This window comes from Klenkia sp. PcliD-1-E (assembly GCF_024124375.1).
Classification (GTDB): Bacteria; Actinomycetota; Actinomycetes; order Mycobacteriales; family Geodermatophilaceae; genus Klenkia.
Genome location: NZ_JAMXRZ010000084.1, coordinates 1 through 19,462, shown reverse-complemented (window position 1 = coordinate 19,462; position 19,462 = coordinate 1). Strand labels below are relative to the sequence as shown.

The window sequence follows — 19,462 nt, the reverse complement described above, 5'->3', positions numbered from 1 at the left end:
CAGGGCACCGGTCGCGGCGGGCCGGGCCGGCGGCTGGTCGCCGTCGTCGACCGCGGGCAGGTGCTGGCCGTCTCCCCCGCCGCCCGTGCGGCCGGGGTGAGCCGCGGGCTGCGGGTGCGCGAGGCGCAGTCCCGGTGCGCCGAGCTGGTGGTGCTGCGGCACGACCCGGGCGCCGAGGCGCGGGCCTTCGAGCCGGTGCTGCGCGCGGTCGAGGCGGTCGCCCCCGGGGTGCAGGTGCTCCGCCCGGGCACCTGCGCGGTCCCCGCCCGCGGGTCGGCGAGCTACCTCGGCGGGGAGACGGCGGCCGCGGCCGTGCTGCTCGACGTGCTGGAGCAGGCCGGCGTCCCCGACGCGCGTGCCGGGGTGGCCGACGGCCCGTTCAGCGCCGAGCAGGCCGCCCGCACCGCCGAGCGGCTGCCCGGCTACCAGGTGGTGCCCGCCGGCGGCGACCGGCCGTTCCTGGCCGGCCTGCCGGTCGAGGTGCTGGCCCCGGTGCTCGACCCCGACGCCCCCGACCTGCTGCGCCGGCTGGGCCTGCGCACCGTGGGGGCCTTCGCCGACCTGTCACCCGGCGACGTGCTGGCCCGCTTCGGCGCCTCCGGCGACCGGGCCCACCGGCTGGCCCGCGGCGAGGACGTGGCCGCCGCCGGCGGGCGCGCCCCGCTGCCCGAGCTCGGCCGCACCGTCGAGCTCGACCCACCGCTGGACCGCGCCGACCAGGTCGTGGCCACCCTGCGCCCGGCCGCCGAGCAGCTGGTCGCCGGGCTGGCCGGCCAGGTGCTGGTCTGCACCGGCCTGCGGGTCGAGCTCACCGACGACCTCGGCGGGGCGGTCTCCCGCCGCTGGCTGCACCCCCGCTTCTTCACCGCCGCCGACGTGCTCGACCGGGTGCGCTGGCAGCTGGCCGGCGGCGGGCTGGGTGCGCCGGTCGCCCGGGTCGACCTGCTGCCCGAGGACGTCGAGCCGCAGGGCGCGCACACCGAGGGTCTGTGGGGCGGCGGCCCCGACGACCACGTGCACCAGGCGCTGACCCGGGTGCAGAGCCGGCTGGGCCACCGCGCGGTGGGCACCAGCGTCGTCGGCGGCGGGCGCGGGCCGGCCGACCGCACCACCTTCGTGCCCTGGGGCGACCGGCCGGTGCCCACCCGACCCGCCGAGCCGCCGTGGCCGGGCCGGCTGCCACCCCCGCTGCCCTCCACGGTGCTCACCCGACCCGCGCAGGCCACCGTCGTCGGCGCCGCCGGCTCCCCCGCCGTCCTGGACGAGCGGGGCACGCTGTCGGTCCCACCGGCCCGGTTCCGGGTCGACGAGGGTGGCCGCCCGGCCGCCGGCTGGCCGGTGGGCTGGCAGCCGGTGCAGGCGTGGGCGGGGCCGTGGCCGGCCGACGAGCGCTGGTGGACCGACGACATCCGCAGCCACCCCGCCGGCTCCCCCACCGGTTTCCTGGCCCGGCTGCAGGTGGTCGGCGTCGACGGCAGCGCCTGGCTGCTGCTGGTGTCGGCCGGCCACTGGTGGGTCGAGGCCCGGTATGACTGAGGCACGCTGATGGGCTGGCAGAACCCGCCCATCCCGTGGTCGGAGCTCGAGCGCAAGCTCTCCGACCGGCACCGGCCCGGCCGGCCCGAGCAGGGCGACGGCGGCGACAGCCCGGCCTGGTCGCGCAAGCGGCAGCCCTACGTCCCGCCGGCCGACCTGCTGCCCCAGCCCCCCGCGCAGCCGGTGGTGCCCTACGCCGAGCTGCACTGCCACACCAACTTCAGCTTCCTCGACGGCGCCAGCCACCCCGAGGACCTGGTCGCCGAGGCGGTGCGGCTGGGGCTGTCGGCGCTGGCGGTCACCGACCACGACGGGTTCTACGGCGTGGTCCGCGCCGCCGAGGCCGCCCGGGCGCACGGCCTGCGCACCGTGGTGGGCGCCGAGCTGTCGCTGGGGCTGACCGGTCCGCAGAACGGCGTCGCCGACCCCGAGGGCACCCACTTGCTGGTGCTGGCCCGCGGCACCGCCGGGTACCACCGGCTGGCCGCGGCGATCACCCGCGCCCAGCTGCGCGGGGCGGAGAAGGGCCGACCGGTCCACGACCTGGAGGAGCTGGCCGCCGACGCCGCCGGTGACTGGCTGGTGCTCACCGGCTGCCGCAAGGGCACCGTGCGCAGCGCGCTGGCCACCGGCGGCCCGGACGCCGCGGCCGCCGAGCTGGACCGGCTCACCGCGCTGTTCGGTCGCGACCACGTGGTCGCCGAGCTGTTCGACCACGGCCACCCCACCGACTCCCGCACCAACGACGCCGTCGCCGGGCTGGCCGCGGCGGCCGGGGTGCCGGTGGTGGCCACCGGCAACGTGCACGTGGCCACCCCCGACGGGCGGCGGCTGGCCGGGGCGCTGGCCGCCGTCCGGGCGCGGCGGGACCTGACCGGCATCGACGGCTGGCTGCCCGCCACGGGGGCCGCGCACCTGCGGTCGGGGGCGGAGATGGCTGCCCGGTTCGCCCGATACCCGGGGGCGGTGGCCCGGTCGGTGCAGATCGCCGACGAGCTGGCCTTCCCGCTGGAGCTGGCCCGCCCGCGGCTGCCCCGGATGGACCTGCCGCCCGGGCACACCCCGATGAGCTGGCTGCGCGAGCTGGTCGCCCGGGGCGCGGCCGCGCGGTTCGGGCCGCCGGGCACCTGGTCGGCGGCCTTCGAGCGCGACTACGCCCGGCGGGTCGACCGCGAGCTCGACGTCATCGAGGCCAAGGACTTCCCCGGCTACTTCCTCATCGTCCACGACCTGGTCGCCTTCGCCCGGCAGCGCGGCATCCTCTGCCAGGGCCGCGGGTCGGCGGCGAACTCGCTGGTCTGCTACCTGCTGGAGATCACCGCGGTCGACCCGGTGCGCTTCGGGCTGCCCTTCGAGCGGTTCCTGTCCACCACCCGCGACGAGGAGCCCGACATCGACGTCGACTTCGACTCCGACCGCCGCGAGGAGGTCATCCAGTACGTCTACGGCCGCTACGGCCGGCGCAACGCCGCGCAGGTGGCCAACGTGATCACCTACCGGCCCAAGCTGGCCGTGCGGGACGTGGCCAAGGCGCTGGGCTACAGCACCGGCCAGCAGGACGCCTGGTCCAAGCAGGTCGAGACGTGGGGGTCGGTGGCCACCACCGACGAGCACGACATCCCGCCGGCGGTGGTGGAGATGGCCGAGCAGCTGCTGGGCTTCCCGCGGCACCTGGGCATCCACTCCGGCGGCATGGTGCTCACCGACCGGCCGGTCGGTGAGGTCTGCCCGATCGAGCACGCCCGCAAGGAGCAGCGCACCGTCCTGCAGTGGGACAAGGACGACTGCGCGGCGATGGGGCTGGTCAAGTTCGACCTGCTGGGGCTGGGCATGCTGGCCGCGCTGCAGTACTGCTTCGACCTGGTCGCCGAGCACACCGGCGAGCGCTGGACGCTGGACTCGGTGCCCAAGGAGGAGCCCGGCGTGTACGACATGCTCTGCCGGGCGGACTCGGTCGGGGTGTTCCAGGTCGAGAGCCGCGCGCAGATGGGCACCCTGCCCCGGCTGCAGCCGCGCGAGTTCTACCACCTGGTCATCGACATCGCCCTCATCCGGCCCGGGCCCATCCAGGGCGGTGCGGTGCACCCGTTCATCCGGCGCAAGCTGGGCCAGGAGCCGGTCACCTACCCGCACCCGCTGCTGGAGCCGGTGCTGGCCCGCACCCTGGGCATCCCGCTGTTCCAGGAGCAGCTCATGCAGATCGCCGTCGCGGTGGGCGGGTGCAGCGGCGACGACGCCGACCTGCTGCGCCGGGCGATGGGCTCCAAGCGGGGCAAGGAGAAGATCGCGTCGTTGCGGGCCACGCTGTTCGCCGGGATGGCCTCGCACGGCATCACCGGGGAGCTGGCCGAGAGCATCTACGCCAAGATCGAGGCGTTCGCGAACTTCGGCTTCGCCGAGAGCCACTCGATCAGCTTCGCGCTGCTGGTCTACACCTCCAGCTGGTTCAAGCTGCACTACCCGGCGGCGTTCCTGGCCGCGCTGCTGCGCGCCCAGCCGATGGGCTTCTACTCCCCGCAGACCCTGGTCGCCGACGCCCGCCGGCACGGCGTGCAGGTGCTCACCCCCGACGTCCTGCGGTCCCGGGTGCACGCCGACCTCGAGCGCGAGGACGACGGTGGCCCGCGGCCCGCCGGTCCCGCCGCGTGCCGGGCGCCGGACCAGCCGCCGACCGGGGAGTTCGACCCGCACGCCCCCTTCGACACCGCCGACCACCGCCTCGACGAGGGGTTCGCCGTCCGGCTGGGGTTGGCCGGGGTGCGCTCGATCGGGGAGGCCGACGCCGAGCGGGTGGTGGCCGCCCGCGACGAAGGCGGGCCGTTCACCTCGCTGGCCGACCTGGTGCTGCGCACCGGGCTGACCACCCCGCAGCTGGAGGCGCTGGCCACCGCCGGCGCCTTCGACGGGCTGGGCCTGACCCGCCGGCAGGCGCTGTGGGAGGCCGGCCGGGCGGCGCAGGAGCGGGCCGACCGGCTGCCCGGCTCGGGGGTGGTGGAGCCACCGCCCATGCTGCCGGGCATGAGCCCCGCCGAGGAGACGATGGCCGACCTGTGGGCCACCGCCATCTCCCCGGCCAGCCACCCGGTGCAGCACGTGCGCGACCAGCTCGACGCCGCGGGGGCGCTGCCGGCGTCGGGCCTGCTCACCGCGACCTCGGGCTCGCGGGTGCGGGTCGGCGGGGTGGTCACCCACCGGCAGCGACCGGCGACGGCGGGGGGCACCACGTTCCTCAACCTGGAGGACGAGACCGGGCTGGTGAACGTCATCGTGTCCACCGGGGTGTGGGCCCGGTACCGGCGGGTGGCGCGGGAGTCCTCGGCGCTGGTGGTGCACGGCCGGCTGGAGCGCACCGAGGGCGTGGTGAACCTGGTCGCCGAGCGGCTGGAGAAGCTGGCGATCACCGCCCGGACGACGTCCCGCGACTTCCGCTGAGCATCAGCGGCCGGTGCGCTCCGGGCCCTCGGCGGGCTCGTCGGCCCGGGCGTCGTCCTGCGCGGCCGGCGGGCCGGGCACCCCGAGCTCGTCGACCACCAGCAGGTCGCGGCGCACGTGCCGGCGGCGGTAGGCCACCCGGCTGACCAGGTGGGCGCTGACCGGGGCGGTGAGCAGCTGGAAGACCCCGACCAGCACCAGCATCCAGACGATGGGCTGGCCGGTGAGCCGGATGACCGCACCGGTCATCACCAGCAGGACGCCGAGCACCTGCGGCTTGGTGGCGGCGTGCATCCGGTTGAGCACGTCGGGGAAGCGGACCAGGCCCAGCCCGGCGGTCAGGCACAGGAAGCTGCCGGCGACCAGGCACACCGAGGCGACGACGTCGGCGATGCTCACGACCGGTCCCCCGCATCCTGTGCCGCGTCCCGCGCCGTGTTCCCCGCCGGGGACTCCTCGGCGCGGACCAGCATGCCGCCGATGTAGCGGGCCACCGACACCGAGCCGACGAAGGCCAGCAGCGCCACCACCAGCAGCACCGGTTCCAGCGAGATGTCCCGGTAGACAGCGCAGTAGACCGCGATGCCGCAGGCGATGGTGATCAGCAGGGCGTCGGTGGACACCACCCGGTCCAGCAGGGAGGGCCCGATCGCCAGCCGGGCCAGGATCAGCAGCGCGCCCGCGCCCAGCAGCGCGAAGCACACGACCGCGACGACGGTCATCGGCGGCCCACCCCCTCGGTCTCCGGTGTGTCGGTGCTCGGGTCGTCGAGGCGCTCGATGTCCTCGGCCGAGCCGAAGGCCCGCACGACGCGGTCCTCCATGACCAGCACCCCCGCCCGCTGCCGCTCCACGTGCGCGGCGTCGCGGACCTGCATCACGTGCACCGCCATCAGGCGGTTCTCCCGGTCCAGGTCCAGCACCAGCGTGCCGGGGACCAGCGACAGCGCCTCGGCGATGACGGTGAGCAGCACGTCGGAGTCGGTGCGCAGCTGCACGGTGATGATCGCCGAGCGGTACGCACCGGGCTTGAAGGCCAGCCAGGACACCTCGACGCTGGACACCACCAGGTCGGCCAGGAACGTGCCGAGGAACCGGAAGGCGGCGACCGGCCGGACGCGGCCCCCGAGGGCCACCGGCGGCAGCGGCAGCAGCGTGGTGACCGCGACGGCGACCGCCAGCCCGCCGAGCAGGTTCGCCCAGGAGAAGGTCCCCCACAGCAGGTTCCAGACCAGCACCAGCCAGACCAGCAGCGGCCCCTGCTGCCGCAGCCGGCGCACCCGCGCGGTCACCGGACCACCTCGAGGCCGAACACCGACTCCAGGTAGGGCGTGCGGTCGAGCAGGTCGACCGAGGCCCGGTCGGCGACGCCGTAGAGCACCCCGCCGAAGACGGTCAGCGCCAGGGTGAGGACGACGAAGCCCGCGGTGGCCGCGACCATCGTGGCCGGCAGCCGGTTCTCCTGCAGCTGCGCGGTGGTGGCCGAGGTGCCGGCCGCGGGGCGGACGGTCTCGAGGTCCTCGTCGGCGGTGTCGACGGCGCGCGGCCGCCAGAACGCCCTGCCCCACACGCGGGCGACGGCGACCAGGGTGAGCAGGCTGGTGACCACCGCGCCGCCGACCAGCACGGAGGGGCCGACCCCGCCCAGCGCGACGCCGGCCTCGATGAGCCCGAGCTTGCCGATGAAGCCCGACAGGGGCGGGATCCCGGCGAGGTTCATCGCCGGCACGAAGAACAGGACCGCCAGCAGCGGCGAGGCCTTGGCCAGCCCGCCCAGCTTCTCGGTGTTGGTCGTGCCGCCGCGCCGCTCGACCAGACCGGTGGCCAGGAACAGGGTGGTCTGGATGGCGATGTGGTGGACGACGTAGAACACCGCGCCGGCCAGCCCGGCCGCCGTCCCGAGCGAGATGCCGAACACCATGTAGCCGATGTGGCTGACCAGGGTGAACGACAGCATCCGCTTGACGTCGGTCTGCGCGACCGCACCCAGGATCCCGATCACCATCGTGGCCAGCGCCGCCCACATGAGGACGTCGTCCAGCGCACCGGAGGGGAACAGCAGCGTGTTCGTCCGGATGATCGCGTAGACGCCCACCTTGGTGAGCAGACCCGCGAACACCGCGGTGACCGGCGCCGGCGCGGTCGGGTAGCTGTCGGGGAGCCAGGCCGACAGCGGGAAGACCGCTGCCTTGATGCCGAAGGCGACCAGCAGCATCGACTGCAGCAGCAGCTGGGTACCGGCGGGCAGCTCCCCGAGCCGGACGGCGAGCTGCGCCATGTTCACCGTGCCGGTGGCGGCGTAGACCAGCGCGACGGCCGCGAGGAACACCAGCGAGCTCATCAGGCTGACCACCACGTAGGTGATGCCGGCCCGGATGCGACCCGCGGTGCCGCCCAGGGTGAGCAGCACGTAGCTGGCGGCCAGCAGCACCTCGAAGCCCACGTAGAGGTTGAACAGGTCCCCGGCCAGGAAGGCGTTGCTCACGCCGGCGACCAGCACCAGGTAGGTCGGGTGGAAGATCGACAGCGGGGTGTCGGTCTCGTCGCCGTCGGCGACACCCTGCCCGACGGCGAACACCAGCACGCCGAGGGTGACGGTGTTGGCGACCACCAGCATCAGCGCCGAGAGCCGGTCGACCACCAGCACGATGCCCAGCGGCACCGGCCAGCCGCCGACCGAGACCGAGGTGGCCCCCTGGTCGTCGGCGAGCACGAGCAGCGCGACCGACACGGCCAGCACGCCCGAGAGCACCAGGATCGACAGCGTCCGCTGGGTGCGGGGGTGCCGGCCGACCAGCAGGGCGCCGGCGGCACCCAGCAGCGGCAGCAGCACCGGCAGCGGGGTGAGCACGCGGATGAGGTCCCCCATCAGTGCTCCTCCCTCCGGTCGACGGGGCGTCCGCCCGCGGGTGTGCGGCCGGGGTCGCCGGCGGCGCGGGCCTCGGCGGACTCGTTCTCGGCCGCCTCCTGCTCCGCCAGGCTCAGCGCGACGTCGTCGGACGGCGGCGGCGCGCCCTCCCCGGCCAGCGGCTCGCGCTCGACGGTGAACCCGTCCCCGGGGCCGCGGTCGGCCAGGGGCATGTCCTCGGGGTCGCGCTCGTCGGCGTCGACCTCCTCCCGGGTGGCCACCCTCAGGTCCTCGGCGTCGTCCTGCACGACCTCGTCGCGGACCAGCCGCCAGGAGCGGTAGATCATCGCCAGCACGAAGGCGGAGATGCCGAAGGTGATCACGATGGCGGTGAGCACCAGCGCCTGCGGCAGCGGGTCGCTGATGTCGCCGAGGTCGTCCACCGGGAGGATCGGGGCGAGCCCGGCCACCCCGCCGGCGGACAGGATCAGCACGTTGGTCGCGTTGCCCAGCAGCAGGAAGCCCAGCAGCACCCGGGTGAGGCTGCGGTCGAGCAGCAGGTAGACCCCGGCGGCGTAGAGGCCGCCGATGATGATCGGCAGGACGACGGTCGGGGTCACCGGGCACCCCCCGCGGAGGTGGCCAGCGCCTGGCCCTCGGCCGGGTCGTCGTCCTCGCCGCCGTGCTCGTCGTCGACGTCGACCTGGGCGCCGAGGCTGCGCAGCACGTCGAGCACCAGCCCCACGACGATGAGGTAGACGCCCGTGTCGAAGAACAGCGAGGTCACCAGCTTGACGTCGCCCAGGACCGGCAGGGTGGCCTCCAGGATGGTGGTCTGCAGCGCGTCGACGCCCAGGACCAGGCCAGCGATGCCGGTGGTGCCGGCCAGCAGCAGACCGGACCCGAGCAGCTTGCCGGGGTCCACCGGGGCGGCCTCGCCGAGCTCGTAGCGCCCCCCGGCCAGGTAGCGCAGCACGAGCGCGAGCCCGGCGACCAGGCCGCCGGCGAACCCGCCGCCGGGCGCGTTGTGACCGCTGAACAGCAGGTACACGCTGAGCACGGCGATCGTGTGGAACAGCACCCGGGTGATGACCTCCAGCACCACCGAGCGCCGCTGCGGCGAGAGCGTGGCGCTGGCGGCCAGCCAGCGGTCCCGCGGGGCGCGGCGGCCCCGGGCCGACCGGGCGGTGTCGCCGGTGGCCCGGGCGACCGCGCCGGTGCGCTGCCGGAGGAACACCAGGCTGGCGACGCCGGTGGCCACCACGACCAGCAGCGAGATCTCCAGCAGGGTGTCCCAGGCGCGGATGTCGACCAGGGTGACGTTGACGACGTTCTCGCCGCCGCCGAAGGAGTAGGCCTGCTCGGGGAAGTCGACCGAGACCGGCGTCGCCGTCCGGGCGCCGAGGGCGACGACGCCGACGCCGGCCATGAGCGCGCCGACGGCGAGGGCGATGACCCCGCGGGCGGTGCGCTCCTTCGCGCGGTGCCGCTCGGAGATGTCCTTGGGCAGCTTGCGCAGCACCAGCACGAAGGTGACCAGGGTGAGCGTCTCGACCAGGAACTGGGTGAGCGCGAGGTCGGGGGCGCCCTGCAGGGCGAACAGCACGCCGACGCCGTAGCCGGTGACGCCGACGACGAGCACGGCGGACAGCCGCTGCCGGATCCGCACCGCCAGCGCGGCCGCGCCCAGGACGACCAGGCCCACGACGGCCTGCACCGGGCTGTCCCAGGGCCGGACGGCGTCCGGCCACGGCGCGCGGAACACCAGCACCGTGCCCGGCAGCAGCACCAGCACGGTGAGGACGACGCCCAGGTAGGTGGGCAGCGACCCGCGCTGGGTGGAGCGGGTGCTGGTCTGGGCCACCTTGTCCAGCCCGCGCATGGTGTGCCAGTAGCCCTCGTCGGCGGAGGCGTCGACGGCCAGCCGGCGCTGCAGGCGGGCGACCGCGTCCCGGCCGGTGAACAGCGCGAGGCCGCCGAGCACGGTGACCAGTGACAGGAGCAGGGCCGGCTGCAGGCCGTGCCAGAGCTTGAGCCCCTCGGCCTCCTCCGCGACCAGCGGCAGGGTGTCGGCGTAGGGCGCGACCAGCGGCTCGAGGAGGGCGGAGAAGGGCCCGCCGAGCAGGCAGAGGACGGCGAGGACCACGGGTGCGGCGAGGAAGGCCGGGCCGGGCCGGTGCAGGCGCGCGGGCACGGGCTCCCCGTCGGCGCAGCGGCGGACCGCTCCCCCGCTGCCGAAGGCACCCCACAGGAAGCGGGCGGTGTAGGCGACGGTGAGCACCGACCCGAGGACCAGGCCCAGCAGCGTGAGCAGCGCCCAGGTCCGCGACTCCAGGCCGCCGTCCAGGAACGCGGTGAAGGCCGCCTCCTTGCCCACGAACCCCAGCAGCGGCGGCAGCCCGGCCATCGACGCCGCTGCCAGCCCGGCGGTGACCGCCAGCACCGGCAGCCGGCGGCCCAGGCCGGAGATCTCGCGCAGGTCGCGGGTGCCGCAGGCGTGGTCGACGACGCCCACGCAGAGGAAGAGGGTGGACTTGAACAACCCGTGCGCCAGCAGCATGGCCACACCGGCCGCCGCGGCCTCCCGGCTGCCGGTGCCCAGCAGGACCATGAGGAAGCCCAGCTGGCTGACCGTGCCGAAGGCCAGCAGCAGCTTGAGGTCGTACTGCCGCAGCGACCGGTAGCCGCCCAGCAGCATGGTGGCCAGGCCCAGTCCGATGAGCACCGGCTTCCACCCGGGGATGTCGGCGAAGCCGGGGGCCAGCCGGGCGACGAGGTAGATGCCGGCCTTCACCATCGCCGCGGCGTGCAGGTAGGCACTGGTGGGTGTGGGGGCCTCCATGGCGGCGGGCAGCCAGAAGTGGAAGGGCACCATCGCCGACTTGGTCACCGCGCCGGCCAGCACCAGCATGATTCCGGCGGTCACCTGCGGGCCGCTGCCGGGGTTCGCCACCACCTCGGACAGCAGGTAGCTGCCGCTGGCCTGGCCGACCATCACCAGGCCGACCAGCATCGCCAGCCCGCCGGCGGTGGTGACGACGAGCGCCTGCTGGGCGGCGCGGCGGCCGGCGACCTTGGCGCCGCTGCCGCCGATCAGCAGGAAGGAGAAGACGGTGGTGAGCTCCCAGAACACGTAGAGCAGCAGCATGTCGTCGGCCACGACCAGGCCGAGCATGGAGCCCGCGAACGCCATGAGCACGCCCGCGAACCGGCCCAGGCCCTCGTCCCCTGGCTCGAAGTAGCGGGCGCAGTAGACGAACACCAGGGCGCCGACCCCGGTGACCAGGGCCGCGACGGCCAGCGCGAGGACGTCCAGGCGCAGGGTGACGTCCAGGTCGAGCGCGGGGATCCACGTCGTGCGCTCGTCGACGGTGCCGCCGTCGAGCACGGTCGACAGCTGCGCCAGCAGCCAGCCGAACCCGGCCGCGGGGACCAGCGCGAGGGCGTAGTAGGCCGAGCGACCCCACCAGCGCACCAGGACGGGCGCCAGCACGGCGGCCACCAGGTGTGCGAGGAGGAGCAGGCCCACGGGTCTCCATCGGGGTCCGGGACGCCGATCGGCGCGCGTGTTCGTTTCGTTCGATTTACAGTCTGCCGGTGGAGTCCCGGATGCGCGAGTCGACGGTGCACCCGCCCCTGTCGCCGCCCGAGCTGCCGCCCGGCCCGTGGACCCTGCACGGCGCCGACGGCACCGCGGTCGCGCTGCCCGAGGAGGTGGCGGAGGTGCTGGTCAGGGCGGTGGAGGCCTTCGCGCACGGCGCCGCGGTCACCCTGGTGCCGCACGAGCGCACGCTCACCACCCAGGAGGCGGCCGACCTGCTCGGGGTGAGCAGGCCCACCGTCGTCCGGCTGCTGGAGCACGGCGCGATCCCCTACGACCAGCCCGGCAGCCACCGCCGGATCAAGCTCGACGACGTGCTGGAGCACCAGCGCCGCTGCCACCACGAGGAGCCCGCACCCGACTGACCCGGCGCTCAGCCCTCGGCGAGCTCCGCGGCCTCCAGCCAGGCCGTCTCGACCTGGTCCTTCTCGGCCTGCACGGCCAGCAGCTGCGCGTTGAGGTCGGCCACCTTGGTGTGGTCGGTGGCCGCGGCCAGCAGCTGCTCGTGCAGCTTCTTCTCCTCGCCGTCCAGCTTCAGCATGCGGCGCTCGAGCTTCTGGACCTCCTTGCGGGCGGCCCGGGTGTCGGCCGCGCTGACCTGGGGCGCGGCCGGGGCGGCCGACCCACCGCCGGAGGGGGTGGACAGCTGGGCCTGACCCGCGGCGCGGCGGCGCAGGTACTCCTCGACCCCGCCCGGGAGCTGGGCCAGCGAGCCGTCGCCGAGCAGCGCCACCACGGTGTCGCAGACCCGGTCGACGAAGTACCGGTCGTGGCTGACCACGAGCACGGTGCCGGGGAACCCGTCGAGCAGGTCCTCCAGCGCGGTGAGGGTGTCGATGTCCAGGTCGTTGGTCGGCTCGTCCAGGACCAGCACGTTCGGCTCGGCCATGAGCAGGCGCAGCAGCTGCAGCCGGCGCCGCTCGCCACCGGAGAGGTCGCCGACCGGGGTCCACTGCCGGTTGGCCGCGAAGCCGAACCGCTCGGCCAGCGTCGAGGCCGACACCTCCTGGTTGCCGAGCCGGGCGATCCGGGAGACCTCCTGCACGGCCTCCAGCACGCGTGCCCCCGGGGGCAGCTCGGTGACGTGCTGGGACAGGTAGGCCACCGACACCGTCTGGCCGACCGTGACCCTGCCGGCGTCGGGCTCGTTCTCCCCGACCAGCAGCTTGAGCAGCGAGGTCTTGCCGGCGCCGTTGACGCCGACCACGCCGATCCGGTCGCCGGGGCCGACGTTCCAGTCCAGGTGGCTGAACAGGGTGCGCGGTCCGTCCTCGGTGGGGACGGCGTAGCCCACGTCCTCCAGCTCGTAGACGGTCTTGCCCAGCCGGCGGGCGGCGAAGTTCGCCAGCTGCATCGAGTCCCGGGCCGGCGGCTCGTCGGCGATGAGCGCCTGGGCCGCCTCGATCCGGAACTTCGGCTTGCTGGTGCGGGCCGGCGGGCCCCGGCGCAGCCAGGCCAGCTCCTTGCGGACCAGGTTGAGCCGCCGCTCCTCGGTGACGCTCGCGATCCGGGCACGCTCGGCGCGGGCGAGGGTGTAGGCGGCGTACCCGCCCTCGTAGGCGCGCACCGAGCCGTCGGCGACCTCCCACGTGGTCGTGCACACCTCGTCGAGGAACCAGCGGTCGTGGGTGACCACCAGCAGGCCGCCGGCGCGGGCCTTGACGTACTCGGCCAGCCAGGCCACGCCCTCGACGTCCAGGTGGTTGGTGGGCTCGTCGAGGACCAGCAGGTCCAGCGGGCGGACCAGCTGCGCGGCCAGCGCGACCCGGCGCCGCTCGCCACCGGACATCGGCGCGACGGGCGCATCGAGGCCGAGCCGGTCCAGTTCCAGGCCGGTGAGCACCGACCGGACGGCGGCGTCGGCTGCCCACTCGTGCTCGGCGTCGAAACCGGAGAGGACGACGTCGTGCACCGTCGCGCCCGGCGGGAGGGTGCCGCTCTGGTCCAGCACGCCCAGCGCGGTGCCGCCGCGCATGGTCACCCGGCCCTCGTCGGGCGGCTCGGCGCCGGTGATGACCGACAGCAGGGTGGACTTGCCGCCGCCGTTGCGGCCGACGACGCCGATCCGCTCCCCCGCGGCGATGCCCAGGGAGACGTCGTCGAGCAGGACCGTGGTGCCGTGGGCCTTGGAGACGCGTTCCAGGGAGACCAGGTTGAGCGGAGATGTCATGAGGGTGCCCAGTGTCCCAGGTGCGGGGTCACGGTCTGGGTGCGGACTGCCGATGACGCGCGCGTGACCTCCCGCGCGCGCCTGTCCCGCCGTCCGCTCCAGGTCGGCGGGCTGCTGCTCGCCACCGCCGCCCTGGGCACGGTGACCGCGCCGGCCGCCTCGGCGATGGTCGACCCGACCGCCCCGGTCGACGAGACCACCGAGCAGGCCCCGGACCCCGCGCCCGTGGTGCTGACCAACTCCCCCGCCTCCTACCTGGGCACGCCCGAGGAGCCGGTGGACTTCGGGATGGGCAAGCTGCAGATCCGGGTGGCTCCCGAACCGGGTGTGGACGCCCCCGAGGAGGAGGACATGTCGGGCGCGGTCGTCGAGGTCACCTTCGCCTTCGACGACGGCCCGACCGTGCTGACGTGCACCACCGACGTGACCGGTCTGTGCACCTTCGAGGACACCGGTCTCTGGACGCCGACGGGACAGCCCACCCTGCTGCGCATCGACCCCGACGACACCTTCACGGTGCAGCAGGTGCAGCCGCCGTCCTCGCAGCGCTTCGACCTGCCGACGGCGCCGGACGACACCGTCTACGGCGCCGGGTCCTACGTCGACGTGTTCCCGGACCTCGAGGGGCCGCTCGAGTTCGCGCCGTCGACGGCGCCGGCCGCGGGAGCCCCGTGGAACAACCCGGGCACCATCGGCTCGATCGTGTTCTACGACCCGCTGGTGCAGCTGTCCGGCAGCCAGCCCGGCGACCCGTCGACCGCCCCGGGTGCGCCTGCGTCCGACCCCGCCGCGGCGGCCCCGCCCGTCGTCCCGGTGGTTCCGTCTGCGGCGACCCCGGCGGCCACCGCCGCGCCGACCCTGGCCACCACCGGCTTCGACGCCGTCCCGGCCGCGCTGGTCGGCGGCGGGCTGCTCGCCGCCGGAGCCGGTGCCGTCGCGCTCGGGCGTCGGCGGGCCGCCCGCTGACCTCCCTCTGGTACGCCCGGCACGCCGTCGGCGCCGGGCACGTGCTGGTCGGCACCGCCTCCGACGCCTTCCCCGACGGCGCGGTCGTCGACCTCCCCGGCCCCCCGGCCCAGCCGGTGGGCTGGCAGGTCGAGGCGCACGTGCCGCAGCCGGGGCGGGCGCCGTCCCGGGTGCTGGTCTCCCCCGGCGTCGCCCCCCGGGCCCCGCACCTGTGGTGCGTGCTGCGCGCGGCCGGGCCGGGGGCCGCCGGCGGGGACGTCGACCTGGTCGCCTTCTCCACCGCGCACCTGGACGACGGCGCGGTGGTCGGCGAGGACGTGCTGCCGCGCCTGGACGTCGGCTGGGCCAACCAGGTCGGCGCGGTGCGCTGGACGGCGTCCACCGGGGTGGTGGGCCAGGTGTTCGTCGCACCCGAGCACCGCCGGCTGCGGGTGGCCGCGAAGCTGCTGGTGGTGGCCGCCGGCGTCCGGGTGGCCTTCGGGTGGGCGTCGCTGCGCAGCGACGGCCGGCTGACCGACCTCGGCGACACCTGGCTGGCCGCGGCCCCGGACTGGTGGCGGTCCCGGGTGCCCGAGCGCACCGCCCACCTCCCGCCGATGGACCTCAGGCCAGGCGGGTGACCTCGACGACGACCGAGTGCCCCTCGCTGCGCGGGCCGGAGAAGATGCCCTTCAGCGGCGGCACGTCCTTGTAGTCGCGGCCGCGGCCCAGCGTGACGTGCCGGGTGGCGACCTCGACGACGTTGGTGGGGTCGTAGCCGGTCCAGGCGCCGTCCCACCACTCGACCCAGGCGTGGCTCTCGCCCTTCACCGGCTCGCCGATGGCCGCGGCCGGGCGGGGGTGCAGGTAGCCCGAGACGTAGCGGGACGGGATGCCCAGCGCGCGCAGCAGGCCGACCGAGACGTGCGCCATGTCCTGGCAGACCCCGCGGCCGGACGTCCAGGCCTGCATCGCGGTGGTCTTCACGTGGGTGGAGCCGGACAGGTACTGCATGTGGTCGTGCACGAACCGGCACACCCGGTACCCGGCCTCGCGGGGGTCGGCGTCGCCGACGGCCTCGCGGACGGCCCGGACGACGGGGGCGTCCATCGCGGTGAGCCGGGTGGGCGCGAGCATCTCGCCGAACCGGTCGAGGACGTCGGGGGTGGCGAGCTCGGCCCAGTCGACGACGGCGGCCTGCTCGGGCTCGGGACCGGCCTCGACCACCGACGTGGCCACCAGGGACAGCTCGCGGTGCGGGCCGTGCAGGTCGAAGGCGGTGACCGTGGAGCCCCAGTAGTCGCGGTAGGCCTGCATGGTCGCGGCCGGCTCCACCTCGACCCGCGAGCGCAGGGTGGTCTGCCGGGTCGAGTTCTCCGGCGTCATCCGGGCCTCGTTGTAGGAGCTGCGCACCGGCCCGGCGTAGGCGAACTTCGTGCGGTGCACGATCTGCAGCCGCCACCGCTCCACCCCGGGGGGCGCCGAGGCGGACGGGGTGGTCTGCGGCGCCACCGCCCGGGGCAGCGGACCGGTGACGGGCTCGGGCGCCCGCTGGGACTGCGACTGGGTCATCCCGCTCACCCCACGGCTTCCGGCACCCAGACCTGGGGCGCCTGCTCGGTGAAGAACCTGCTGGTCACGGCCTCACTGGCGGCCGAGCAGGTGCGCTGGAGCTCGTCGAGGCGGGTGGGCAGCTTGGCCAGGATCTCGTCGGTGCCCATGAACTCCAGCATCGTGCGGGCCCGGCCGACGATGCGGTGCGCCTCGCCGGCGACGCCGATCCGGTGGCCGTCCCGGACGTTGGAGCGCTCCAGCTCGGCCAGGCAGCCCTCGGCCTGCTCCAGCGCGGCGAACACCGACCGCGGGAACAGCCGGTCCAGCAGCAGGAACTCCGCCGCCCGGCTGGAGTTCACCGCACCCCGGTAGGTGCGCAGGTAGGGCTCGTAGGCACCGGTGGAGCGCAGCACCAGCGTCCAGGACGGCGCGGCGTCGCCGGCCAGCACGCGGGTGGACAGCATCCGGCTGGTCATGTCGACCCGCTCCAGCGAGCGGCCCAGGATGAGGAACAGCCAGCTCTCGTCGCGGCTCATCGTGGCGTCGGCCAGCCCGAACACCATCGCCGAGCGTTCCCGGACGAACCGGAACAGCGAGTGCGGGCCGTAGCGGCGGGCCATGGTGCGCTGCTGCGGCAGCGCGTTGTGCGTGACGTTCAGCGACTCCCAGATCTCGGCCGAGAGCACCTCGCGGGCCCCGCGGGCGTTCTCCCGCGCCGCGCTCAGCGCGCCGACGATCGAGCTGGGGGCGATCCGGTCGAAGGCGAGGGTGGCCAGCACCCGCTCGGTGTCGGCCTCGTCGGGCTCGCAGGGGATGCCCATGAGGGAGAGCAGGTTGTGGCACGCGCGCCGCTCGTCGATCCAGGGGTCCTCGACCAGCCGCTGGGTGTGCACGTCCAGGATCCGGGCGGTGTCGTCGGCGCGCTCCACGTAGCGGCCGATCCAGAACAGCGACTCGGCGATCCGGCTCAGCACGGCTGCACCCCCTGCTGTTGCTGCTGCTGACCCTGGCCCACCGCGTTGTCGTTGGCCGGGCCGGGGTCCTGGGCCGGCGGCTCGGCCGGCAGGTCGGCGGTGGTGAACTCGATCTGGGTGCGGTCCGGCGGCGGTGCGTCGGCCGGCCGGGGACCGGAGATCACCCAGGTGTCCTTCGACCCGCCGCCCTGGCTGGAGTTGACCACCAGCTCGCCCTCGGGCAGTGCGACCCGGGTCAGCCCGCCCGGGAGCACCCACACGTCCTTGCCGTCGTTGACCGCGAAGGGCCGCAGGTCGACGTGGCGCGGGGCGATCCGGCCGTTGATCAGCGTCGGCGACGTCGACAGCCCGATCGGCTTCTGCGCGATCCAGTCGCGCGGGCTCTCCCGCACCTTCACCGCGAGCGTCTCGAGGGTCTGCTCGTCGGCGCGGGGGCCGATGACGATGCCCTTGCCGCCGGAGCCGTCGACCGGCTTGAGCACGAGGGAGGGGAGGTTCTCCAGCACCCACTCGACGGCGTCGCGGTGGTCGAGCCGGTAGGTGTCGGCGTTGGCCAGCACCGGTTCCTCGCCCAGGTAGTAGCGGATGAGGTCGGGGACCCAGGTGTAGATCAGCTTGTCGTCGGCGACGCCGTTGCCGACCGCGTTGGCGATGGTCACCCGGCCGGCCCGGGCGGCGTTGAGCACGCCGGCGCAGCCGATGACGGAGTCCGAGCGGAAGTGCACCGGGTCCAGGAACTCGTCGTCGATGCGCCGGTAGATGACGTCGACCCGCTGCTGGCCGTCCGTCGTCCGCATGCTGACCTGGCCGCCCGAGCAGACCAGGTCGCGGCCCTCGACCAGCTCCACGCCCATCTGGCGGGCGAGCAGGGCGTGCTCGAAGTAGGCGGAGTTGTAGACGCCCGGGGTGAGGACGACGACCACCGGGTCGCTGACCGAGGGCGGGGCGGCGGCCTTGAGCGCGGCGAGCAGCTTGGTCGGGTAGTCCGAGACCGGCTGGATGCGGTGGTCCCCGAACAGCTCGGGCAGCACCTGGCTCATCGCCGCCCGGTTGGTGATGACGTAGCTGACGCCCGAGGGCGAGCGCAGGTTGTCCTCGAGCACCCGGAAGTCACCGGCCTCGTCGCGGACCAGGTCGATGCCCGAGACGTGCACCCGCACGCCGTTGGGCGGGACCAGGCCGTGCGCGGCGCGGTGGAAGTGCGCGCTGGTGGTGATCACGCTGCGCGGCACGACCCGGTCGGCGAACACCTGGCCGGGGCCGTAGACGTCGGCGAGGAAGGCCTCGAGCGCGTGCACCCGCTGGGCCACCCCGCGCTCGACGTGCGCCCACTCGTCGGCGCCGATGATGCGCGGCACGATGTCCAGCGGGAAGGGCTGCTCCTCCCCGGCGTGCGCGAAGGTCACCCCGGCGTCGCGGTAGGTCTGGCTGAGCACGTCGGCGCGGGTGGCCAGCTCCTCGCCCGACATCGGTTGCAGCGAGCCGAAGAGGCCGGCGTACGGGGGCCGCGGCTGGGCCGGCGCGCCGAACATCTCGTCCCACTGCTCCCCGAGGGGGTAGCCGTCGAAGAGGTCCGCCATGGCGGAGAACCTAGTCAGGGGTTGTGAACGGCGCGTTCCGACGCGCGTCAGCGGTTCCGCAGGGCCTCGAACAGCACCGTCTGCAGGTCGCCGGGGTCGACGGCGGAACGGGCGGTGCCCCCGGTGACCTCGACGACGGCCTGCAGGGCCTCGACGTCGGCGTCGGGCCCGATGCCGACGGCGACGACCTGCACCGGCCGCGCCGGGTCGGCCTCGGCGGCCAGGGTGTCCAGCAGCTGCTGCCGGCCGATGCCGGAGGGGTCGTCGTCGGTGCCGTCGGTGATGAGCACGACGGTGTTCACCGCGGCCGGGTCGTACCCGTCCCGGGCGGCCCGGACCGCGGCCAGCACCGTGTCGTGCAGCCCGGTGCCGCCGGCGGTCAGCAGGTCCGGCAGCTCGGCGAACCGGCCGGCGAGCACCTCGCGCTGGGTCGCGCCGTCCACCGGTGCGCCGAAGGGGCGCGCCGGCACCAGCTCCCGCCAGTCCTGGTCGCCGTCCAGCCCGGCGGCGAACACCCACAGCGCCCCCACGGTGCGGTCGGGGAGCACCGCCAGCGCCGAGGTCAGCGCGTCGCGGGCCAGCGTGGCCCGGCTGCCGGCGCCCAGCTGCACCGACATCGACGTGCTGACGTCGACGACGGTCAGCAGCCGGCTGGGGACGGCGAGGTCGGCCACCCGGCCGGGCAGGGCGGTCAGCAGCTCCTCCGGGAGCACCAGCGCGGGTGGGGCGTCGGTGCCGTCGTCGGACCGGCCGGCCGCGTTGCGCCAGCCCGCGGCCCGGGCCGCGGTGCCGTCGTCGGCGGCCGAGTCGAGCCGGTCCAGCA

General features: G+C 75.0%; 15 protein-coding genes and 1 pseudogene. 5 read left to right on the top strand and 11 right to left on the bottom strand.

The window, feature by feature from the left end; genetic code table 11:
• On the top strand, positions 1-1,536 hold a 1,536-nt coding region (locus tag NH342_RS15985; protein ID WP_253016113.1), incomplete at its 5' end, for a DNA polymerase Y family protein.
• A 9-nt stretch (positions 1,537-1,545) separates the two neighbouring features.
• Positions 1,546-4,968, top strand: a complete 3,423-nt coding sequence (locus NH342_RS15980) for an error-prone DNA polymerase (RefSeq protein WP_253016111.1) — start codon at positions 1,546-1,548, stop codon at positions 4,966-4,968.
• 3 nt (positions 4,969-4,971) lie between these two features.
• Here NH342_RS15980 and mnhG read toward each other — a convergent pair whose 3' ends face one another.
• Genes mnhG through NH342_RS15950 form a run of 6 tightly spaced genes read right to left on the bottom strand, consistent with a single transcriptional unit; the run spans position 4,972 to position 11,344 of the window.
• Positions 4,972-5,367 carry a monovalent cation/H(+) antiporter subunit G gene (mnhG, locus tag NH342_RS15975; protein WP_253016109.1) on the bottom strand — a complete coding sequence of 132 codons (396 nt, stop codon included), beginning with the start codon at positions 5,365-5,367 and terminating at the stop codon, positions 4,972-4,974.
• Positions 5,364-5,690, bottom strand: a complete 327-nt coding sequence (locus NH342_RS15970) for a monovalent cation/H+ antiporter complex subunit F (protein WP_253016107.1) — start codon at positions 5,688-5,690, stop codon at positions 5,364-5,366. Before NH342_RS15970 ends, mnhG begins: the two co-directional genes overlap by 4 nt.
• Positions 5,687-6,259, bottom strand: a complete 573-nt coding sequence (locus tag NH342_RS15965) for a Na+/H+ antiporter subunit E (RefSeq protein ID WP_253016105.1) — start codon at positions 6,257-6,259, stop codon at positions 5,687-5,689. The genes NH342_RS15970 and NH342_RS15965 overlap by 4 nt, the downstream gene beginning before the upstream one ends.
• Entirely contained in the window at positions 6,256-7,836 is a 1,581-nt protein-coding gene (locus tag NH342_RS15960; protein ID WP_253016103.1) for a Na+/H+ antiporter subunit D, read from the bottom strand. Before NH342_RS15960 ends, NH342_RS15965 begins: the two co-directional genes overlap by 4 nt.
• Positions 7,836-8,435 (bottom strand): Na(+)/H(+) antiporter subunit C, encoded by a 600-nt coding sequence (locus NH342_RS15955; RefSeq protein ID WP_253016101.1) that lies wholly within the window; start codon positions 8,433-8,435, stop codon positions 7,836-7,838. Before NH342_RS15955 ends, NH342_RS15960 begins: the two co-directional genes overlap by 1 nt.
• Positions 8,432-11,344, bottom strand: coding sequence for a Na+/H+ antiporter subunit A (locus NH342_RS15950; RefSeq protein WP_253016099.1), 2,913 nt, complete (start codon positions 11,342-11,344; stop codon positions 8,432-8,434). The genes NH342_RS15955 and NH342_RS15950 overlap by 4 nt, the downstream gene beginning before the upstream one ends.
• A gap of 68 nt (positions 11,345-11,412) precedes the next feature.
• Between NH342_RS15950 and NH342_RS15945 the strand changes: the two genes are divergently transcribed.
• Complete coding sequence (locus NH342_RS15945) at positions 11,413-11,781, top strand: helix-turn-helix domain-containing protein (protein WP_253016097.1); 369 nt, start codon at positions 11,413-11,415, stop codon at positions 11,779-11,781.
• A gap of 8 nt (positions 11,782-11,789) precedes the next feature.
• On the opposite strand, the gene NH342_RS15940 is transcribed toward NH342_RS15945, so the two are convergent.
• The gene (locus NH342_RS15940) at positions 11,790-13,586 is read right to left on the bottom strand and encodes an ABC-F family ATP-binding cassette domain-containing protein (RefSeq protein WP_253016095.1); all 1,797 of its coding nucleotides are present in this window, start codon (positions 13,584-13,586) and stop codon (positions 11,790-11,792) included.
• A gap of 63 nt (positions 13,587-13,649) precedes the next feature.
• On the opposite strand from NH342_RS15940, the gene NH342_RS15935 reads away from it, so the two are divergent.
• Positions 13,650-14,552 (top strand): hypothetical protein, encoded by a 903-nt coding sequence (locus NH342_RS15935; RefSeq protein WP_253016093.1) that lies wholly within the window; start codon positions 13,650-13,652, stop codon positions 14,550-14,552.
• Positions 14,553-14,593: 41 nt separating this feature from the next.
• A complete protein-coding gene (locus NH342_RS15930) occupies positions 14,594-15,172 on the top strand; it encodes a hypothetical protein (RefSeq protein ID WP_253016091.1) in 579 nt (192 codons plus the stop codon).
• On the opposite strand, the gene NH342_RS15925 is transcribed toward NH342_RS15930, so the two are convergent.
• The 4 genes and pseudogenes from NH342_RS15925 to NH342_RS15910 form a co-directional block, all read right to left on the bottom strand.
• Positions 15,156-16,103, bottom strand: a complete 948-nt coding sequence (locus tag NH342_RS15925; RefSeq protein ID WP_253016089.1) for a transglutaminase family protein — start codon at positions 16,101-16,103, stop codon at positions 15,156-15,158. The two genes, NH342_RS15930 and NH342_RS15925, sit on opposite strands and share 17 nt — an antisense overlap.
• A gap of 5 nt (positions 16,104-16,108) precedes the next feature.
• A complete protein-coding gene (locus NH342_RS15920; RefSeq protein WP_253016087.1) occupies positions 16,109-17,059 on the bottom strand; it encodes an alpha-E domain-containing protein in 951 nt (316 codons plus the stop codon).
• Positions 17,053-18,639, bottom strand: a complete 1,587-nt coding sequence (locus NH342_RS15915; RefSeq protein WP_253016085.1) for a circularly permuted type 2 ATP-grasp protein — start codon at positions 18,637-18,639, stop codon at positions 17,053-17,055. Before NH342_RS15915 ends, NH342_RS15920 begins: the two co-directional genes overlap by 7 nt.
• Before the next feature lie 47 nt (positions 18,640-18,686).
• Positions 18,687-19,462: pseudogene (locus NH342_RS15910) on the bottom strand (VWA domain-containing protein); the annotation flags it as partial.